The organism is Finegoldia sp. BIOML-A4 (assembly GCF_009679635.1).
GTDB classification, from domain to species: domain Bacteria; phylum Bacillota; class Clostridia; order Tissierellales; family Peptoniphilaceae; genus Finegoldia; species Finegoldia magna.
On sequence record NZ_WKZC01000008.1, the window covers coordinates 40,005 to 57,562 of the forward strand.

25 protein-coding genes and 2 other annotated features (1 of these 27 only partly in view) are annotated in these 17,558 nt (G+C 32.0%); all 25 genes read left to right on the forward strand.

Annotated features, from left to right (window positions below; translation table 11 throughout):
• Positions 1-219 precede the first annotated feature (219 nt).
• The 25 genes from GKG01_RS06880 to rplL all read left to right on the forward strand — a co-directional run bounded on the left by GKG01_RS06880 (position 220) and on the right by rplL (position 17,375).
• The gene (locus GKG01_RS06880) at positions 220-1,443 is read left to right on the forward strand and encodes an NAD(P)/FAD-dependent oxidoreductase (protein WP_094224523.1); all 1,224 of its coding nucleotides are present in this window, start codon (positions 220-222) and stop codon (positions 1,441-1,443) included.
• On the forward strand, positions 1,444-2,736 hold the full coding sequence (locus GKG01_RS06885; RefSeq protein ID WP_154271916.1) for an NAD(P)-dependent oxidoreductase: 1,293 nt from the start codon (positions 1,444-1,446) through the stop codon (positions 2,734-2,736).
• Between the two features lie 164 nt (positions 2,737-2,900).
• Positions 2,901-4,373 (forward strand): aspartate ammonia-lyase, encoded by a 1,473-nt coding sequence (locus GKG01_RS06890; RefSeq protein WP_154271917.1) that lies wholly within the window; start codon positions 2,901-2,903, stop codon positions 4,371-4,373.
• Positions 4,374-4,497: 124 nt separating this feature from the next.
• Positions 4,498-4,872, forward strand: coding sequence for a hypothetical protein (locus GKG01_RS06895; RefSeq protein WP_154271918.1), 375 nt, complete (start codon positions 4,498-4,500; stop codon positions 4,870-4,872).
• A gap of 11 nt (positions 4,873-4,883) precedes the next feature.
• Positions 4,884-5,843, forward strand: a complete 960-nt coding sequence (locus GKG01_RS06900) for an NAD(P)H-dependent glycerol-3-phosphate dehydrogenase (RefSeq protein WP_154271919.1) — start codon at positions 4,884-4,886, stop codon at positions 5,841-5,843.
• Positions 5,844-5,958: 115 nt separating this feature from the next.
• Entirely contained in the window at positions 5,959-6,324 is a 366-nt protein-coding gene (gene ylxM, locus GKG01_RS06905) for a YlxM family DNA-binding protein (RefSeq protein ID WP_002835331.1), read from the forward strand.
• Positions 6,314-7,654 (forward strand): signal recognition particle protein, encoded by a 1,341-nt coding sequence (gene ffh / locus GKG01_RS06910; protein ID WP_154271920.1) that lies wholly within the window; start codon positions 6,314-6,316, stop codon positions 7,652-7,654. Before ylxM ends, ffh begins: the two co-directional genes overlap by 11 nt.
• A 19-nt stretch (positions 7,655-7,673) precedes the next feature.
• Positions 7,674-7,925: a 30S ribosomal protein S16 gene (gene rpsP, locus GKG01_RS06915; RefSeq protein WP_002835329.1), complete on the forward strand. Its 252-nt coding sequence runs from the start codon at positions 7,674-7,676 to the stop codon at positions 7,923-7,925.
• Positions 7,926-7,946: 21 nt separating this feature from the next.
• A complete protein-coding gene (locus GKG01_RS06920) occupies positions 7,947-8,177 on the forward strand; it encodes a KH domain-containing protein (protein WP_002835328.1) in 231 nt (76 codons plus the stop codon).
• A complete protein-coding gene (gene rimM / locus GKG01_RS06925; protein WP_154271921.1) occupies positions 8,177-8,665 on the forward strand; it encodes a ribosome maturation factor RimM in 489 nt (162 codons plus the stop codon). The genes GKG01_RS06920 and rimM overlap by 1 nt, the downstream gene beginning before the upstream one ends.
• Positions 8,665-9,366 (forward strand): tRNA (guanosine(37)-N1)-methyltransferase TrmD, encoded by a 702-nt coding sequence (gene trmD, locus GKG01_RS06930; protein WP_002835326.1) that lies wholly within the window; start codon positions 8,665-8,667, stop codon positions 9,364-9,366. Before rimM ends, trmD begins: the two co-directional genes overlap by 1 nt.
• On the forward strand, positions 9,366-9,713 hold the full coding sequence (rplS, locus tag GKG01_RS06935; protein ID WP_002835325.1) for a 50S ribosomal protein L19: 348 nt from the start codon (positions 9,366-9,368) through the stop codon (positions 9,711-9,713). Before trmD ends, rplS begins: the two co-directional genes overlap by 1 nt.
• Before the next feature lie 51 nt (positions 9,714-9,764).
• Complete coding sequence (ylqF, locus tag GKG01_RS06940) at positions 9,765-10,622, forward strand: ribosome biogenesis GTPase YlqF (RefSeq protein WP_154271922.1); 858 nt, start codon at positions 9,765-9,767, stop codon at positions 10,620-10,622.
• Complete coding sequence (locus GKG01_RS06945) at positions 10,609-11,232, forward strand: ribonuclease HII (RefSeq protein WP_154271923.1); 624 nt, start codon at positions 10,609-10,611, stop codon at positions 11,230-11,232. Before ylqF ends, GKG01_RS06945 begins: the two co-directional genes overlap by 14 nt.
• Positions 11,207-11,554, forward strand: a complete 348-nt coding sequence (locus GKG01_RS06950; RefSeq protein WP_002835322.1) for a YraN family protein — start codon at positions 11,207-11,209, stop codon at positions 11,552-11,554. The genes GKG01_RS06945 and GKG01_RS06950 overlap by 26 nt, the downstream gene beginning before the upstream one ends.
• 72 nt (positions 11,555-11,626) lie before the next feature.
• Positions 11,627-12,115 carry a MogA/MoaB family molybdenum cofactor biosynthesis protein gene (locus GKG01_RS06955; RefSeq protein WP_002835321.1) on the forward strand — a complete coding sequence of 163 codons (489 nt, stop codon included), beginning with the start codon at positions 11,627-11,629 and terminating at the stop codon, positions 12,113-12,115.
• A gap of 57 nt (positions 12,116-12,172) precedes the next feature.
• Positions 12,173-12,730 (forward strand): elongation factor P, encoded by a 558-nt coding sequence (gene efp, locus GKG01_RS06960; RefSeq protein WP_094206963.1) that lies wholly within the window; start codon positions 12,173-12,175, stop codon positions 12,728-12,730.
• A gap of 76 nt (positions 12,731-12,806) precedes the next feature.
• Entirely contained in the window at positions 12,807-12,956 is a 150-nt protein-coding gene (gene rpmG / locus GKG01_RS06965; protein WP_002835319.1) for a 50S ribosomal protein L33, read from the forward strand.
• 9 nt (positions 12,957-12,965) lie between these two features.
• Positions 12,966-13,184 (forward strand): preprotein translocase subunit SecE, encoded by a 219-nt coding sequence (gene secE, locus GKG01_RS06970; RefSeq protein WP_094205471.1) that lies wholly within the window; start codon positions 12,966-12,968, stop codon positions 13,182-13,184.
• An 18-nt stretch (positions 13,185-13,202) separates the two neighbouring features.
• Complete coding sequence (nusG, locus tag GKG01_RS06975; protein ID WP_002838609.1) at positions 13,203-13,784, forward strand: transcription termination/antitermination protein NusG; 582 nt, start codon at positions 13,203-13,205, stop codon at positions 13,782-13,784.
• Between the two features lie 88 nt (positions 13,785-13,872).
• Positions 13,873-14,298, forward strand: coding sequence for a 50S ribosomal protein L11 (gene rplK, locus GKG01_RS06980; RefSeq protein ID WP_002835316.1), 426 nt, complete (start codon positions 13,873-13,875; stop codon positions 14,296-14,298).
• A gap of 38 nt (positions 14,299-14,336) precedes the next feature.
• Complete coding sequence (gene rplA, locus GKG01_RS06985) at positions 14,337-15,038, forward strand: 50S ribosomal protein L1 (protein ID WP_002838605.1); 702 nt, start codon at positions 14,337-14,339, stop codon at positions 15,036-15,038.
• A gap of 59 nt (positions 15,039-15,097) precedes the next feature.
• Entirely contained in the window at positions 15,098-16,243 is a 1,146-nt protein-coding gene (locus GKG01_RS06990; protein ID WP_094206964.1) for an AI-2E family transporter, read from the forward strand.
• A gap of 43 nt (positions 16,244-16,286) precedes the next feature.
• Positions 16,287-16,411, forward strand: a sequence feature (ribosomal protein L10 leader region).
• 20 nt (positions 16,412-16,431) lie between these two features.
• Positions 16,432-16,974 (forward strand): 50S ribosomal protein L10, encoded by a 543-nt coding sequence (gene rplJ, locus GKG01_RS06995; RefSeq protein ID WP_154271924.1) that lies wholly within the window; start codon positions 16,432-16,434, stop codon positions 16,972-16,974.
• 29 nt (positions 16,975-17,003) lie between these two features.
• Positions 17,004-17,375, forward strand: a complete 372-nt coding sequence (gene rplL / locus GKG01_RS07000; RefSeq protein ID WP_094205474.1) for a 50S ribosomal protein L7/L12 — start codon at positions 17,004-17,006, stop codon at positions 17,373-17,375.
• 92 nt (positions 17,376-17,467) lie between these two features.
• Positions 17,468-17,558: a binding site (T-box leader), on the forward strand; it runs 148 nt beyond the window's last position.

Here is a 17,558-nt window from a genome sequence, read left to right on the forward strand (position 1 = left end):
TTACAATTAATCGTCATTTTTAAAAATTCACATGATTTGTGATAGAATAAATATCGTAATAAAAAAAGTAGCAAATCTTTGGGATAGATTTGCTACTTAAATAACATTGGCAAGTTCATATTAGGAGGATGAACAACCATTTATTCTTATCATTATAATATCATAGAATTAAACTTAATAAGTTACAAATTTATTACGATTTAGGGAATTGAGGGGAATATGAGAGTAGGAATTATTGGAGCAGGAGCTAGTGGGGTTTTTGCGGCATTAATTTTAAAACAAAATTACATAGACACGACCGTTATTGAAAGAAACGCCAATGCTTTGAAGAAAATTTATGCAACTGGTAATGGTAGGTGCAATTTTACTAACAGAAATGTATCGTATAAGAATTATCATGGCGAAAATCCAAAATTCACAATAAGTGCTATTAAAAAGTTTGATAATTACGATGTTATAGAATTTTTCAATGATATGGGAATTCCTGAAGTTGAGCTTGAAAATGGAAAAATTTTTCCAAAAAGTTTGCAAGCTTCATCAATAGTGAAACAAATGATGTGCTTGGCAAATCATCTCGAAGTAGAATTTATTTTCGATAGTTTTGTTGATGACGTTAGAAAAAACGGAGATGTATTTGAAGTAAAATCCAACGGTTCATTATATAAGTTTGATTATTTGATAATAGCTTGTGGATCGAAGGCTTACAAAAAAAGTGGCTCCGATGGTAATGGATACATTCTGATGGAGAAATTGGGACACAATATCGTGAAAACTCATCCAGGAATTGTGCAATTGAGACTTAATGGAGATAGTTTCAAGAAAATGAGCGGCACCAAATTCAAAGCTAATGCAAAGTTAGTTGTAGATGAGAAGGAAGTTTTCGAATTTTATCATGATGTTTTGTTCACTGATTATGGAATTAGTGGGCCAACTATTTTGCAATTATCAGGAGAAGCAATCAGAGCTAAAAACAAGGGATTAGATGTCAAAATAAGAATTGACACTGTAGATTTGGATGAAAACAAATTGTATGAGCATTTAATCTACATAATATCTTTAAATTATTATAAGAAAATAAATGAGCTGTTGGTCGGTTTGATTAACGACAATTTGATTGAAGAAGTTTTGAATCAAGCGAATATCGAATACGATATTAATGTGTGTGAACTTAGTAAGGAAGAAATCTACAAATTAGCACACACTCTTAAAAATTTGGAATTTAGTGTTAGTGGATACAAGGATGAAGATTCTGGTCAGATAACTTGCGGAGGAGTTGACACAGATGAAATCAATCCTTCTACTATGGAATCAAAAAAAATTAAAAATCTGTATATTATTGGTGAAATTATGGATGTCGACGGGGATTGTGGTGGATATAATCTTCAATGGGCTTTTTCGTCGGCGTATTCTTGTGCGATGTCTATAATTAAAAAGGAGAACTAAATGAATAAAATGCAAAGAAAACTTATTGACTTAGATAACCACGGTCAAAAAGTTAGAGTAGGTTTGGTTGGTTGTGGCAAAATGGGATCTGGTCTTGTGAGTCAGTTGAGTAGAATCAAAGGAATGAGACCTTCCGTTATTATAGACAGACACGTCGACAAGTGCGTGAATGCTTTGAGAAAAGCAGGTGTAAAAGATGTGGATATTATCAAAACAACTGATTTGAAAGTTGCAGAAAATGCTATTAAAAATAATTCTTTTGTAGTAAGTGATGATTATACTTTGAGTTACAAATTAGATATGATTGATGGAATAATCGATGCGACAGGAAATCCTCCATTTGGAACACAACTTGCAGTAGAAAGTATTGAACACGAAAAGCATACTATTTTATTAAATGTAGAATGTGATGCTGTTGTGGGACCTATCTTAAACGAAATGGCGAAGAAAAAAGGTGTTGTATACACAGGATCTGCAGGAGATGAGCCAGGAGCTATAATTCAATTGTCGGATTTTGCACTTGGGCTGGGATTTAAATTATTAGCTGTAGGTAAAGGCAAGAATAATCCATTGGATAATTATACTAATGAAGATATTTTGAGAGAAGAAGCTTTGTCAAAAGGATTGGTTCCAAAAATGTTGACATCATTTGTAGATGGAACTAATACTATGATCGAACTTACTGCTGTGGCAAATGCGTTGGGATTTACTCCTGATGTTTTGGGTTGTCATGGAATTACAACAAATATTCACGATATCGCAGATGAATTTAAATTAAAAGAACAAGGCGGAATTTTAAATAATTACAATATAGTTGATTTTGCATTTGGAGTTGCGCCAGGAGTTTTTGCAATTGTAACTCACGATACTAACGAAGTTCACGATTTAATGGAATATTTGTCAATGGGTAAAGGACCTAACTATACTTTGTACAGACCATATCATTTGACAAGTTTGGAAACTCCTCTTACAATTTATGATGCAATTGTAGAAAAAGAACCGACAATTTATCCAAAATACGGACAGGTTTCCGATACAATTACAGTTGCAAAAAGAGATATCAAAAAAGGTCAAAAAATCGAAGGTATTGGTGGACACGATTGTTTCGGTAAAATTACATCTCACAAACATCAAATGGAAAATAATTTGTTGCCAATGCCAATCATAACAGAAAAAACAACAGCAAAAGTTGATATACCAAAAGACACATTGATTACTTACGACATGGTAAATTTAGATGAAGATCATATAATTACAAAACTTCGTAAGAGACAAGATGAATTGGGATTATAAAATTAAAAAATAAATTTATTATCAGTCGATAAAAAGTTTTTCAGACTTTGAAATATCGGCTGGTTTTTATTTTGAAAATAAAAATTTATAAATTTTTGACAATGGATTTCAAAAGTGTTAATATCAATTTGTAATGTAATAAATAAACGTTTTTGGGGGTTAATATGGATTACAGATTAGAGTCTGATAGTGTTGGTGAAAAGCAAGTTCCAAAAGATGCATATTACGGTGTGCAATCTTTAAGAGGAATGGAAAATTTCCCAATAACAGGAAGAACTTTACATGAAGAATTAATTTATGGATTGACAATAGTTAAAAAAGCTTGTGCTATAGCAAATCACAGAGCAGGAATCATGAGAGAGGATGTCAAAAACGCAATCGTTTACGCATGCGACAAAATTCTTCAAGGAGAATATCACGATCAATTTTTGACTGATCCAATTCAAGGTGGAGCAGGTACAACTGCAAATATGAATGCAAATGAAGTTATTGCAAACATTGCCAATGAAAAACTTGGCGGCGGATTGGGAACTTATGAATATGTTCATCCAAACGATCACGTTAATATGAGCCAATCTACAAACGATGTTTTTCCAACTGCTGGTAAGATTGCAACTTTAAGACTACTAATAAAAGCTTTAAATGAATTAAAGCAATTAGAGATTTCTTTGTTAAATAAATCAGTGGAATTTGATGATGTACTTAAAATGGGACGTACTCAACTTCAAGATGCAGTTCCAATTAGATTGGGACAAGAATTCCACGCCTATTATTCAGTAATCAAGAGAGATATCAAAAGAATTAGAAGGTCATCAGATCAAATTGAATCGATAAATATGGGAGCAACTGCGATTGGTACGGGAGTAAATGTAGACAAAGTTTACTTCACAAATATAGTTCCTATTCTAGCAGAATTAACTGGATTTGATTTGCATCAAGCAGAAGATTTAATAGATGGAACTAATAACCTTGATGGTCTTGTAGAAATATCTTCAGCAGTAAAATCAACAGCCGTAAGTTTGTCAAAAATGGCAAGTGATTTGAGATTAATGAGTTCAGGACCAAAAACAATGGTAGGAGATATTGAACTTCCAGCAAGACAAAACGGTTCATCAATTATGCCAGGAAAAGTAAATCCTGTAATTCCAGAAGTTGTTAACCAAGTTGTATTCAGAATTATTGGTAACGATAATACAATTACAATGTGTGCAGAACACGGACAATTGGAACTTAACGCATTCGAGCCGGTTTTGTTCGATAGTTTATTTGAATCTATATCTATATTGACTAATGCAGTGAAAACATTCAGAGAAAACTGCATAATTGGTACCAAACCAAACAGACAAAAACTTTCAAACGACGTCGAAAAATCTGTAGGAATAGTTACAGCACTTGTTCCTCATATCGGATACAAAAAATCTGCTGAAATCGCAAAACGTGCATTGAGTACAGGAATCACGGTTAGAAATATCGTATTGGACGAAAAAATCTTAACAGAAGATGAATTAAAAGAAATCCTTGATCCAATTGCAATGACAATGCCAGGAATTGCAGCAGAATATTTGATTAAACAAAAACAACAAGCTTACATCGAAAAAAAGAAACTAGAAGACAAGGAACAAAAAGCAAAAAAATAAATTAAAATTTTCAAAAAAGTCTGTTATCAAAGTAAATCTTTGGTAATGGGCTTTTTATAATTTCGGACAAAAATTTACATTATTTTAAATTTGCTAATATGTTATAATTTATTTAGGTGATATGATGAAAAATAATACTAAAAATGCAGACAATGTTATATTGGCGATATCAAATGTTTTGATGGTGGTTTTCGTATCTACTTTGCTTAGAGGCCACAACATAATATCGTTGTTAATTTTACTTGCGTGGGCAGTTTATGCGTCGCAAAATAAAATGATTTTACCAAAAAGTCTTGAAAGAAAAAGAACAAAATTCGAATACGGAAGTTTTATCGTTTTGTTAATAGGTTTTATGTTGATTTATTACCATCCTAATAAGGTATATGTGTTCTTAACATATCTTACATTTTTAATTTACAACACACTTTTGTGGATGAATATGATTAGAATAAGAGCTATTAATAAAGAAAATAATAAGAAATCTAATAAGAAGAAATAAAGAGGTATATAATGAAAATTATGGTTATAGGGCCTGGCAGATGGGGAAGTTTCATCGCTTGGTATTTAAAAAAAATTGGTCATGAAGTTTTGTTGTATGGTTTGAATGGAACTGAAGATTTCGAAAACTTTAAGAAAAGTCGTAGCAATGGAATTATTACTTTGCAAGATGATTTGGAATTAACCGATGATATCACAAGATCAAAAGAATGTGATGTTATTCATGTTAGTATAAATGCACAAGGTTTTAGAAATGTGTGTGAAGAACTTAAGTCAATTGGAATTAAGGATAAAATTATCGTTACTAATATGAAGGGAATTGAGATTTCGTCTGGAAAAAGATTATCAGAAGTCTGCAAAGAAATTATGGATGGATCTAACAAAGTCGCAGCTTGGATTGGCCCAGGTCATCCACAAGAATTTTACCGCAATGTTCCAAATTGTATGGTAATTGATTCGGAAGATGAAGATGTGAAAGAATTGTTGATTGAAAATTACAGTTCAGATTTGATTAGATTTTATTATGGCCAAGATTTGATTGGAAATGAAATCGGCGCAGCTTACAAAAACGTAATTGGAATTGCTGCGGGAATGTTGGATGGAATGAAAATAAGTTCTTTGAAGGGAGCTTTAATGAGCAGAGGTTGTAGAGAAGTTGCAAGGTTTATTAAAGCTTCGGGAGGTAAAGAGCTCAGCGCGTACGGACTTTGTCACTTGGGAGATTATGAGGCTACAGTGTTCTCACAATACTCTCACAACAGAATGTTTGGAGAAATGTATGCGAAATCAGAAAAATACGATAAATTAGCTGAAGGATACTACACTGTAAAAGCTATTAAATTACAAGCGGACAAAATGAATTTGGATTTACCGATTAACAATGCAGTGTACAAAGTTTTGTACGAAAATTCAAAATGCGAAGAAGAAATCGACAAATTATTCAGTAGAAGTTTGAAAAAAGAATTTTATTAATGAAAAACAAATTAGAAGTGCAAAAAAGCACTTCTTTTTTTGATTAAAATGCTTGACAAATGGATTTTAAGTTTATATAATATACAAGTCAAGTAAAAAGGTTGACGGTGATTGAATGGAAAAATTATTAAATATTACCATGATGTTTGATTATTATGGTAAATTGCTTACGAAAAGAGAATACGATGTAATTGACAAATACTACAATGAGGATTTGTCATTAAATGAAATTGCTCAAATTTGTGATATTTCAAAACAAGCTGTAAGTGATAGTTTGAAAAGAGCTGAAAATAAGCTTTATGAATACGAACAAAAACTTGGCTTAATTGAAAAATCAAAAAAGAGTCATCAATTTCTTAGAAAAATCAGAAATGATCTTTTCTCTTTGTCACCAGAAATCAAAAGCAAAGAAATTGAAAATATCATTATAGATATAGAAGATTTCTTAAATGATTTAGAGGATGTGGAAAATGATATTTGAAAATTTGTCCGATAAATTACAAAATGCCTTGTCAAAATTGACCAACAGAGGAAAGTTGACGGAAAAAGATATAGATGTTGCAATGAGAGAAGTTAAACTTGCTTTATTGGAAGCGGACGTTAACTATAAAGTTGTTAAAGATTTTATATCTCAAGTAAAAGAACGTGCTATCGATTCTTCTGTTTTAGAAAGTCTTACTCCAGGTCAACAAGTTATTAAAATAGTTAATGAAGAATTAACTAAAATGATGGGTGAAAAGGAAGAAAAACTTAACGTTTCACCAATGAAACCTACAGTAATTATGCTTTGTGGTTTGCAAGGGGCAGGTAAAACAACTCATGCCGGAAAACTTGCATTGAAGTTGAAAAACAAAAACAAAAGCGTCTTACTTGTAGCGTGTGATATTTACAGACCTGCTGCCATTAAACAACTTCAAGTTGTTGGTGGAAAAGTAGGGGTAGAAGTATTTGAAATGGGACAGACAAATCCCGTTGAAATTTCAAAAAAAGCAATCGAAGAAGCTAAGAAAAAGAACATTGATTATGTAATTATAGATACTGCCGGTCGTCTTCATATTGACGATACTTTGATGGATGAGCTGAAAAATATTAAACAAGAAGTGAATCCTTCAGATATTTTGTTAGTTGTAGATGCTATGACTGGACAAGATGCAGTGAATGTTGCAGCTAAGTTTAACGAGGATTTGGATATTACAGGAATTATCCTTACTAAGTTAGACGGTGATGCAAGAGGTGGTGCTGCTTTATCAATCAGACAAGTAGCTGATAAGCCTATTAAATTTATAGGTGTAGGTGAAAAACTTGGAGATTTAGAGCCGTTCCATCCGGATAGAATGGCATCACGTATCTTGGGTATGGGAGATGTTCTTAGCCTTATCGAAAAAGCACAAAATCAATTTGACGAGAAGAAGGCAAAAGAATTAGAAGAAAAGATTAAAGCTCAAAGTTTTGACTTTAATGATTTTCTTGACCAAATGCAGCAAATCAAAAAAATGGGACCTATGCAAGATATTCTTGCAATGATTCCTGGCGTGGATAGTAAGATGCTTAAACAAGTGAATTTCGATAACAAAGAATTTGACAAGATTGAAGCAATTATTAAATCTATGACCAAAGAAGAAAGAGAAAATCCAGATATCATTAGTATATCTAGAAGAAAAAGAATTGCTAAAGGATGCGGTCAAGATCAAGTAGCGGTTAACAAGCTTTTGAAACAATTCAAAGAAATGAAAGTTATGATGAAAAATATGGGAGCGCTACAAAAGAAATTTGGTAAAAAAGGTAAAATGAAAATGCCTTTTTTTAGATAATAAGTTATGGAGGTAAATTATGTCAGTAAAAATTAGATTGAAAAGAATGGGAGCAAAGAAGAAACCATTTTATAGAATAGTTGTCGCAGATTCAAGATGTCCTCGTGATGGTAAATTCATCGAAGAAATCGGATATTATAACCCATTAGTTGAAGAAAAAACTGTTAAAGTTGACAGCGAAAAAGTTCAACAATGGATTAAAAACGGTGCAAAACCTACAGATACAGTAGACAGATTATTCAAAAATAATGGAGTTTACGAAGCAAAATAATAATACAAGTTGGGAGTTGTCATGGAAAAATTAGTTAAAACAATTGCTACTGCGTTAGTTGATAACAAAGAAGCAGTTGAAGTAACATCAAGACAAGACAAACATACGGTTATTATAGAAATTAAAGCAGATTCCAAAGATTTGGGGAAAATTATAGGAAAAGAAGGGAAGATTGCCAAGGCAATTAGAACTATTACTAAGGCAGCGGCTATTAAGAGTGGCGAAAAAGTTGTCGTAGATATTTTGCAATAATGGAATATATAGCTGTAGCAGAAGTGCTCAATACTCACGGTATTAAAGGATGTCTTAAAATGAGACCGTTGACTGATAATATCGAAAGATTTGACGAAGATATTTGTTATTATCTCGGGGATAAAAAAGTTAAGGTCAATATTCAAAATTATAGAATGTACAAGGGTTTTTTGTACATTGATTTTGAAGAATTTAACGATATTAATGAAGTTCTTGAATTCAAAAAACAGTTTTTATATATAGATGAAAAAGACAGATACGAATTGAAAGATGGAAGCTTTTACATTGACGATTTGATAGGCTTGAAAGCTTATAGTAATGGTGAATACATCGGAGATTTGGTTGAAGTTTTGAGCTTTTATAGTAATGATGTATATGTAATTAAAAATGATGAAAAAGAATTTATGATACCTGCTGTAAAAGAGTTCATTAAAAAAATAGATTTAGAAAATGGATTAATCGATGTAGTTATAATTGAGGGTATGTGATGAAATTTATAATTCTCACATTATTTCCAGAAAGTTTTGATTACTTAAAATCATACGGCGTCATAGGAAAAGCAGTCCAAAACAATCTCATTGAACTTGAAGTGGTTAATATTAGAGATTACACTAAAAATAAACACAAAAAGGTAGACGATGAGATATATGGTGGCGGAGCTGGGATGCTTATGACTTGCCAACCAATTTATGACTGCTTGGAAGATGTGAACAAAAACAAATCAAAAGTTGTGTTTATGTCTCCTCAAGGGAAAGTTCTTAATCAACAAAAGTGTATAGAACTTTCAAAAGAAAAAGAAATAGTCATTCTTTGTGGCCATTACGAAGGTGTCGACAGTAGAATCATCAATCATTATTGTGATGAGGAGATTTCTATTGGAGATTATGTGATGACTGGTGGAGAATTAGGAGCTATGGTTCTTATAGATTGTGTAAGCCGAATGATTAACGATGTTTTGGGAAATGATGAAAGTTATAAAACAGATTCGCACTACAATTTATTGCTACAGGAAGATTCCTACACAAGACCCAGAGTATTTAACGGATATGAAGTTCCTGAAGTTTTATTATCAGGAAATCACGAAAAAATCGAACAGTGGCGAGAAAAATCAAGACTAAACAACACTAAACTTAAAAGAGAAGATATATATCAGAAATATCTGAAAGAAAAAAACCAAGGAGGATCATAATGGATATTATAAAAACATTAGAAGATGAACAATTAAGAGAAAATAAGTTCGACTTTCATGTTGGCGATACTGTAAAAGTAGACTACCTTATCAAAGAAGGTAACAAAGAAAGAGTTCAAGTTTATGAAGGAACTGTAATTAAAATGCAAGGAACTGGACTTAGAAGAACTTTCACAGTAAGAAGATTAGCTTACGGTGTAGGAGTAGAAAGAACTTTCTTAATCAACTCACCAAGAGTAACTAACGTAAGATTAGTTAGAGAAGGTAAAGTAAGAAGATCAAAATTATTCTACTTAAGACACAGAGAAGGTAAAGCTGCTAAAGTTAAAGAAAAACAAAAATTCTAAATTGAGTGCTGAGGTTTTCTCAGTACTTTTTTTAGATGGAAAGGAAATAACATGGACATTAATAATATAAACTGGTATCCAGGGCACATGAAAAAAGCTATTGACAAGATAAAAGAAAACATGAAACTTGTCGACATAGTTTTGGTTCTTGTGGATAGCAGAATTGTAAGATCATCCATGAATCCGGTTATAGAAGATATCTTAAAGGATAAGCCGCAATTGATTTTATTGAACAAGATGGATATGGCAGATCCTAAAATCACACAAAACTGGATTAATTATTTTGCAAAGAAAAATATAACAGCACTTCCAATTGACAGCAAAAACGGTAAAAATTTGGATAAAATTGAGCCAACAGCTAAAAAGATTTTAGAAGATGTACTTGCTAATAGAAAAGACAAAAACATAAAATCAGAAATTATTAGAATGATGATAGTTGGTATACCAAATGTTGGAAAATCTACTATAATCAACAAATTATCCAACAGACAATCTGCTAAAACAGGGAACACTCCAGGTGTTACAAGGACTAATCAGTGGATTAGAATAAAAGGCAAGATGGAATTGTTGGATACACCAGGTGTTTTGTGGCCAAAATTCGAAGATAATGAAATTGGCCTGAATTTGGCATTTACTGGAGCTATCAAAGATGAAATTTTGGATGAAGAAAACTTAGCGTACAAACTCATCGAGAAACTAATGAGTATTGATCCACAAATTTTAGAAAAAAGATATTCGGTTGATACACAAAACAAGGAAACAATCGAAATTATGGATAATATTGCTATAAGACGTGGCTGTTTGTTAAGAGGAAAAAATATTGATTATTCTAAAGTTTCATCAATAGTTATAGATGAATTTAGAAAAACAAAGTTGGGAAGAATTTCATTAGAAGATGTTTGCGATTGATTATAACGAATTTGAGGAAGAATTAATTTGTGGCGTAGATGAAGTTGGAAGAGGACCATTAGCAGGTCCTGTTGTAACTTGTGCTATTATTATGCCTAAAAATTGTGAGATAATAGAAGGAGTCACCGACTCAAAAAAGCTTTCTGAAAAAAAGAGAATTAAATTCAAGGATATGATTTTGGATCAAGCTTTGGCATGCAGTGTAAATTTTGTGGATCAAAGTGTGATTGATGAGATTAACATCAAGCAAGCCACGAGATTATCTATGAAAAGAGCTGTAGAAAGTCTGAAAACAAAGGACAATAAATTCATACAACCTGATTTGATTGTAATTGATGCAGAAATTATTGACACAGATATTAAACAAATGTCATTTGTCAAAGGTGACGAAAAATTATATCCGATTTCTTGTGCATCAATTGTAGCAAAGGTTATAAGAGATGAGTACATGAAGGATATGGCTACTATTTATCCACAATACGGTTTTGAAAAACACAAGGGATATGGAACTAAATTTCACAGAGAAATGATACTTGAACATGGAGAATGTCCGCTTCACAGAAAAACTTTTTTGAGGAAATTATATGAAAATGGAAAAAAACCGAGGTAAATTTGCCGAGGATTACGCTTGTGAATATTTAATAGAAAAAGGTTACGAAATTATTGACAGAAATTATTCCGAGAGAATTGGGGAACTAGACATAGTTTGCACTTACGAAAATTATTTGGTGATAGTTGAAGTAAAAGCAAGAACTGATGACAAGTTCGGTGCTCCTTCTGATTTTGTAACTTTGGGAAAACAAGACAGAATAAGAAAAACAACAGAAATTTATATCGACAAAAATGATTTGTACGATTATCAGCCTAGATTTGATGTGATAGAAATTTATTTGGATAATTTCAAATTAAATCACTATATTGACGCATTTTAATATTGACAATGGGCTAGTATTTTTATATAATATCAAGGTCAAGCAAATATATTGACACAAAGAGGTTTTAATATGTATAAAGTAGCAGTGCTTACAGTATCAGACAAGGGTTCTCAAGGCAAAAGAGAAGATTTAAGTGGTAAAAAAATTATAGAAATTATCGAAAAAAACGGCTATAAATTAGAAAAATATGATATTGTAGCAGATGAAAAAGAACTTATAAAAGAAAAATTAATCGAGTATTCCAATGAAAATATTGAGTTGATTTTGACTACGGGTGGAACAGGATTTTCAAAAAGAGATGTAACTCCTGAGGCTACATTAGAAGTTTCAGAAAAACTTTGTTTGGGAATTAGTGAAGCGATTAGAAATTATTCGATGACGATTACAAAAAGAGCAATGCTTTCAAGAGCTGTTTCAGTTATTAGAAAAAACTCCCTCATAATAAATATGCCGGGTAGTCCTAAGGCTGTTGAAGAAAGTTTGGAATACATAATTGATACGTTAGATCACGCTTTGAAAATTTTACAAGGCGATGCATCAGAATGTGCGAGAAAATAGTTGTTCATAATTAATTAGTAATGTATAATATATGATAGATAATTGTAGGAGGTATATATGATACAAGCAGGAGATTTTAGAAAAGGCACAACTTTTGAAATGGATGGAGATGTATGGCAAATTATAGATTTCCAACACGTTAAACCAGGAAAAGGTGCAGCTTTTGTAAGAACAAAAATCAGATCAGTTATGACTGGTTCAAACAGAGACATGACATTCAATCCTAACGAAAAATATGAAGAAGCTAGAATTGAAACAAGAGAAATGCAATACTTATACAACGATGGAACTTTATATTATTTCATGGACCCAGAATCTTATGAACAATTACCAATTGATAAAGCTAGTGTTGAAGAAGCTATTCTTTATATAAAGGAAAATGATATGGCAACAATCAAATTTTACAAAGGTAAAGCATTCCAAGTTTCTCCACCAAACTTTGTTGAGTTAGAAATCACTCAAACAGAACCTGGTATTAAAGGTAACACTGCAACAGGAGCTACAAAACCAGCTACTGTAGAAACAGGCGCTACAGTTAACGTACCTTTATTTGTAAATGAAGGAGATAAAATCAAGATAGATACAAGAACTGGAGAATATTTGTCAAGAGTTTAGTATTTATTGACTTTTCAACATGTTTATGATAAAGTAGTACGGTGGATTTTGTCCATACTAATAGAGGAGGTCTAATATGAGAGATAAAGTAATTTTAGAATGTACTGAATGCAAGAGCAGAAATTACACTACTAAAAAGAATAAAAAACTTCACCCTGATAGAGTGGAAACTAACAAGTATTGTAAATTCTGTAAAAAGCACACTCTACACAAGGAAACAAGATAGGAGGAGCTTATGGCAGCGAAAAATACGCAAAATTCTAATCAAAAATCAGCCCAAAAAAATCAAGGATTTTTGAAAGGCGTGAAGACTGAATGGAATAAAATTGTCTGGCCGACACCAAAGGAAACTTTAGAATACTCAATCGTAGTAGTTATAATTTCCTTTATAGTTGCATTAATCGTATACGGATTAGATACTGTGTTCCAACGTTTAATTGGACTATTTATTTAGAAAGGAACAGTATCCACAATGACCGAAAAAAATAACACATTTATTGAAAATGCAACTGAAGATTTTAAGGAACGTGCCAAAGAGGGAAAATGGTATGTAGTACATACTTACTCTGGACACGAAGGTAAAGTAAAAGTTAATATTGAAAAAATGGTAGAAAATCGTGGTTATATCGACGATATATTTGAAGTAGTAGTACCTACTGAAGAATATGTTTCAGAGGTCGGTGGAGCTAAAAAGTTAAAAGAAAGAAAGATCTTCCCCGGTTATGTTTTCGTTAAGATGACAATTACCGATGTCTCATGGTATTTAGTTAGAAATACCAGAGGTGTTACAGGATTTGTAGGACCAGAATCCAAACCTGTAGCAGTTAGTGAAAAGGAAATCCAAAAATTCGCTCTTAAAAATCAATCTTACTCTAAAAAAGAAATTGATGTTAATGTAGGAGACAATGTGAATATTGTTTCTGGAGCATTTAGCGATCAAGTAGGTATTATTGAAGAAATAAATACTGAAAAAGCTATCTGTAAAGTTTTAATTTCCTTGTTCGGCAGAGACACATCTGTTGAAATTAGCTTTGATGATATCGAAAAAATATAAATTTGAATATAAGTTATTTAATTAATTTCATATAGATCGATGTGGGAGGTTAGCCCCGATAACCACAATAGTTTAAGGAGGAACTAATATGGCTAAAAAAGTACAAGCAATAGTAAAGTTACAAATTCCTGCAGGTAAAGCAACACCTGCACCACCAGTAGGTACAGCACTTGGACCTCACGGTGTTAATATAATGCAATTTACAAAAGAGTTTAACGCAAAAACTCAAGACCAAATGGGAATGATTATTCCAGTTGTTATGACTGTATACCAAGACAGATCATTCACATTTATAACAAAAACTCCACCAGCACCAGTTCTTATTAAAAAAGAATTAGGATTAAATTCTGCTTCAGGAGAACCTAATAAAACTAAAGTTGGACAATTAACTAAAGAACAAGTTAAGAAAATTGCTGAAATTAAAATGCCTGACTTAAATGCAGCAAACTTAGAATCTGCTATGAGTATGATTAAAGGTACAGCAAGAAGTATGGGAGTTACAGTAGAAGAATAGTGGGAGATTTAGTTCGTTAGAACCACAAGGAGGATTATATGGCAAAAAAAGGTAAAAAATATCAAGAAAGTGCAAAATTAATTGATAGAACAGTTGAATATAAATTAGACGAAGCAAGTAAATTAGTTGTTGAAACTGCTAAAGCTAAATTTGACGAATCAGTAGAATTACACGCAAAATTAGGTGTAGATAGTAGACACGCTGACCAACAAGTTCGTGGTACTATCGTACTTCCTCATGGTACAGGTAAAGACCAAAAGGTAGCTGTATTTGCAAAAGGTGAAAAAGCTGAAGAAGCAAAAGCTGCAGGAGCAGATTTTGTAGGAGCAGAAGATTTAGCAGAAAAAATTCAAAAAGAAGGTTGGTTAGGATTTGATGTTGCAGTAGCTACTCCAGACATGATGGGTGTAGTAGGTAGAATTGGTAGAATCTTAGGACCTCAAGGTTTAATGCCAAACCCTAAAGCTGGTACAGTAACTATGGATGTTACAAGTGCAATCAAAGAAATCAAAGCTGGTAAAGTTGAATATAGAACTGACAAGAGCAATATTATTCACGTTCCAGTTGGTAAAGTTTCTTTCGGAGAAGAAAAAATTGCTGAAAACATCAATGCGTTAATGCAAGCAATATTGAAAGCAAAACCAGCTTCATCAAAAGGTAAATATATTAGATCTTTAACAATTGCTTCAACAATGGGCCCTGGAATCAAGGTTAATCCATTACAATTTGCAAAAGAATAATATAAACAAGAATTTATTAGCCACCGTTAAGGTGGCTTTTCTTAAATACAGAGGGAAAAATGAAATTATTAAAAGAAGATAAAAAGAAAATTCAAATAGGGATAATTATATTAATTGTTCCAGTTATTTTGGCATATCTTTTGTTCAATGGGAAATCTATAGGAAATGCATTGGGCACTTTTATGGCGATTATATCCCCATTTATTATTGGTGCGGCATTAGCTTTTGTCCTAAATATGCCTATGAATTTTATTGAGAATAAAGTTTTTAAAAAATGGACTTCGAAACCGGGTCTAAAAAGAGCAATATCCCTGTTAATAAGTTTAGTAATAGTTAGTGCAATAATAGCATTTGTAGTGATACTTATAATTCCTAATTTTTTTGAAGCTATTAAATCACTAATCCAAGGGATTCCGGTATTGGTTGAAAAGCTAAGAAAATATCCAGAGGTTGCAAAACAATTAGATAAAATTTACGACACATACGCTATCACAAATACTCATGATTTGGTTGTAAAATTGAAACCTTACTTAACCAAAAATGGATTGGATATATTGAACAATGTGTTTTTTGGAATTAGCACAGTGTTTTCTGTTGTACTTAGTTTTGTAGTGTCGTTCACATTTGCTATTTATTTATTATTTTCAAAAGAAACTTTGAGAAGACAATTTACAGAATTGGCTTATGTTTTCTTTAGTGGAAAAACTGCAAACAAGATTTTAATTTTCTTTAAGGTGGCTTACGAAAAATTTTATTCTTTTTTCAAAGGTCAATTTATCGAAGCGTTTATGCTTGGATTTATGTGCTTTATAGGAATGTATCTACTCAAAATGCCAAACGCTGCAACTGTTAGTGTGCTAATTGGTTTTGGAGCATTAATTCCATTGGTTGGAGCTATTTTAGGAGCTGCATTGGGAGCTTTGATTATCTTAATCGAATCTTTTTCAAAAGCTATTATGTTTGTGATTTTCATAATTGTACTTCAACAATTTGATGGTAATGTAACTTATCCTAGAATCGTGGGATCATCTGTAGGGCTACCATCTATTTGGGTACTAGTTGCGGTTACTATAGGTGCAGCATTAAGCGGTATTGTTGGAATGCTTATTTTTGTTCCGATATTTGCTACAATTTATGAATTATTGTACAGATATAAGGAAAAGAAATTGAAAGATAAAAACATCTGTATTATTGAAGAAAAATAATAAAAAAGTGTTGACATATTTATAGAATATGATATAATAATTAAGTAATTAATTTGGGCTACCGAAGACAGTAGGGACTATTAAAGTTTAATCATCCTACAGAGGAGCATAAGATATGAGTTTATCAGTCTTTCTGTCTTTGGATGGAAAGACTTTTTTAGTGTAGCCTTTTTCATGGAGGTGAAATAATGAAAGAACACGTTTTAAATCAAAAGAAAGCTGTTGTTGATGAAATTAAAGGACACATTAATGATGCTAAATCAATGGTTATCGTTGATTATAGAGGATTAGATGTTAGCGAAGCAACAGAATTAAGAGAAAAATTCAGAAATGAAAATGTATTATTCAAAGTATACAAAAACACAATGATGAATTTTGCTTTTAAAGAATTGGGATTTGATGGATTCTTAGATTACTTATCTGGTCCTAACGCGGTTGCATTCAGTATGGATGATCCAATCGCTGCAGCTAGAATAGCTAAAGAATTCGCGTCAGATCACGAAAATTTAGAAATTAAAGCAGGTTATTTAGGAGACAAATTCTTAGATGTTGAAGGTGTGAAGAAAATCGCATCTATCCCTTCAAGAGAAGTTCTTCTTACAAAAATGCTTGGAAGCTTCAAAGCTCCAGTATCAAAATTTGTATATTTAGCAGATGCTATTGCTAAATCAAAAGCTGAAGGTTCAGAAGAAGCTGAATCAAACGAAACTACTGAAACAGTAGAAGAATAATTAATTAAAATAAAATTTGGAGGTAAAAAATGTCAATAGATGAAATCTTAGAAGCAGTTGAAGGCTTAACTGTTCTTGAATTAAATGAATTAGTAGAAAAAGCAGAAGAAAAATTTGGAGTATCAGCAGCAGCTCCTGTAGCAGCAGCAGGTGCAGCACCAGCAGCAGGTGGAGCAGCAGCAGAAGAAAAATCAGAATTTGATGTAATTTTAGCATCAGTTGGTGACGCTAAGATGAAAGTTATCAAAGCAGTTAAAGACTTAACTGGATTAGGATTAAAAGATGCTAAAGCTATCGTAGACGAAGCTCCTAAAGCAATTAAAGAAGGCGCTTCTAAAGAAGAAGCTGAAGAATTAAAAGCTAAACTTGAAGAAGTTGGAGCTACTATCGAATTAAAATAGTCGATAAATTTATGGAGAGGTTATGTATAATAGCCTCTCTTTTTGATTGCTTGACAAATCATTTGTTTATGATATTATTTTAATATATTGATAAAATGACTATGATGAGATGAGTATGTAATAATTTTTTTTAAAGAGAGTCTTAGTTTGGTGGAATAGGATATTAGATTATTGCAGAATATG

Excerpts from the sequence above, each read along its gene's own strand:
- GKG01_RS06880 (WP_094224523.1), top strand. The coding sequence starts at position 220 with ATGAGAGTAGGAATTATTGGAGCAGGAGCTAGTGGGGTTTTTGCGGCA.
- GKG01_RS06885 (WP_154271916.1), top strand. The coding sequence starts at position 1,444 with ATGAATAAAATGCAAAGAAAACTTATTGACTTAGATAACCACGGTCAA.
- GKG01_RS06890 (WP_154271917.1), top strand. The coding sequence starts at position 2,901 with ATGGATTACAGATTAGAGTCTGATAGTGTTGGTGAAAAGCAAGTTCCA.
- GKG01_RS06895 (WP_154271918.1), top strand. The coding sequence starts at position 4,498 with ATGAAAAATAATACTAAAAATGCAGACAATGTTATATTGGCGATATCA.
- GKG01_RS06900 (WP_154271919.1), top strand. The coding sequence starts at position 4,884 with ATGAAAATTATGGTTATAGGGCCTGGCAGATGGGGAAGTTTCATCGCT.
- ylxM (WP_002835331.1), top strand. The coding sequence starts at position 5,959 with ATGGAAAAATTATTAAATATTACCATGATGTTTGATTATTATGGTAAA.
- ffh (WP_154271920.1), top strand. The coding sequence starts at position 6,314 with ATGATATTTGAAAATTTGTCCGATAAATTACAAAATGCCTTGTCAAAA.
- rpsP (WP_002835329.1), top strand. The coding sequence starts at position 7,674 with ATGTCAGTAAAAATTAGATTGAAAAGAATGGGAGCAAAGAAGAAACCA.
- GKG01_RS06920 (WP_002835328.1), top strand. The coding sequence starts at position 7,947 with ATGGAAAAATTAGTTAAAACAATTGCTACTGCGTTAGTTGATAACAAA.
- rimM (WP_154271921.1), top strand. The coding sequence starts at position 8,177 with ATGGAATATATAGCTGTAGCAGAAGTGCTCAATACTCACGGTATTAAA.
- trmD (WP_002835326.1), top strand. The coding sequence starts at position 8,665 with ATGAAATTTATAATTCTCACATTATTTCCAGAAAGTTTTGATTACTTA.
- rplS (WP_002835325.1), top strand. The coding sequence starts at position 9,366 with ATGGATATTATAAAAACATTAGAAGATGAACAATTAAGAGAAAATAAG.
- ylqF (WP_154271922.1), top strand. The coding sequence starts at position 9,765 with ATGGACATTAATAATATAAACTGGTATCCAGGGCACATGAAAAAAGCT.
- GKG01_RS06945 (WP_154271923.1), top strand. The coding sequence starts at position 10,609 with ATGTTTGCGATTGATTATAACGAATTTGAGGAAGAATTAATTTGTGGC.
- GKG01_RS06950 (WP_002835322.1), top strand. The coding sequence starts at position 11,207 with ATGAAAATGGAAAAAAACCGAGGTAAATTTGCCGAGGATTACGCTTGT.
- GKG01_RS06955 (WP_002835321.1), top strand. The coding sequence starts at position 11,627 with ATGTATAAAGTAGCAGTGCTTACAGTATCAGACAAGGGTTCTCAAGGC.
- efp (WP_094206963.1), top strand. The coding sequence starts at position 12,173 with ATGATACAAGCAGGAGATTTTAGAAAAGGCACAACTTTTGAAATGGAT.
- rpmG (WP_002835319.1), top strand. The coding sequence starts at position 12,807 with ATGAGAGATAAAGTAATTTTAGAATGTACTGAATGCAAGAGCAGAAAT.
- secE (WP_094205471.1), top strand. The coding sequence starts at position 12,966 with ATGGCAGCGAAAAATACGCAAAATTCTAATCAAAAATCAGCCCAAAAA.
- nusG (WP_002838609.1), top strand. The coding sequence starts at position 13,203 with ATGACCGAAAAAAATAACACATTTATTGAAAATGCAACTGAAGATTTT.
- rplK (WP_002835316.1), top strand. The coding sequence starts at position 13,873 with ATGGCTAAAAAAGTACAAGCAATAGTAAAGTTACAAATTCCTGCAGGT.
- rplA (WP_002838605.1), top strand. The coding sequence starts at position 14,337 with ATGGCAAAAAAAGGTAAAAAATATCAAGAAAGTGCAAAATTAATTGAT.
- GKG01_RS06990 (WP_094206964.1), top strand. The coding sequence starts at position 15,098 with ATGAAATTATTAAAAGAAGATAAAAAGAAAATTCAAATAGGGATAATT.
- rplJ (WP_154271924.1), top strand. The coding sequence starts at position 16,432 with ATGAAAGAACACGTTTTAAATCAAAAGAAAGCTGTTGTTGATGAAATT.
- rplL (WP_094205474.1), top strand. The coding sequence starts at position 17,004 with ATGTCAATAGATGAAATCTTAGAAGCAGTTGAAGGCTTAACTGTTCTT.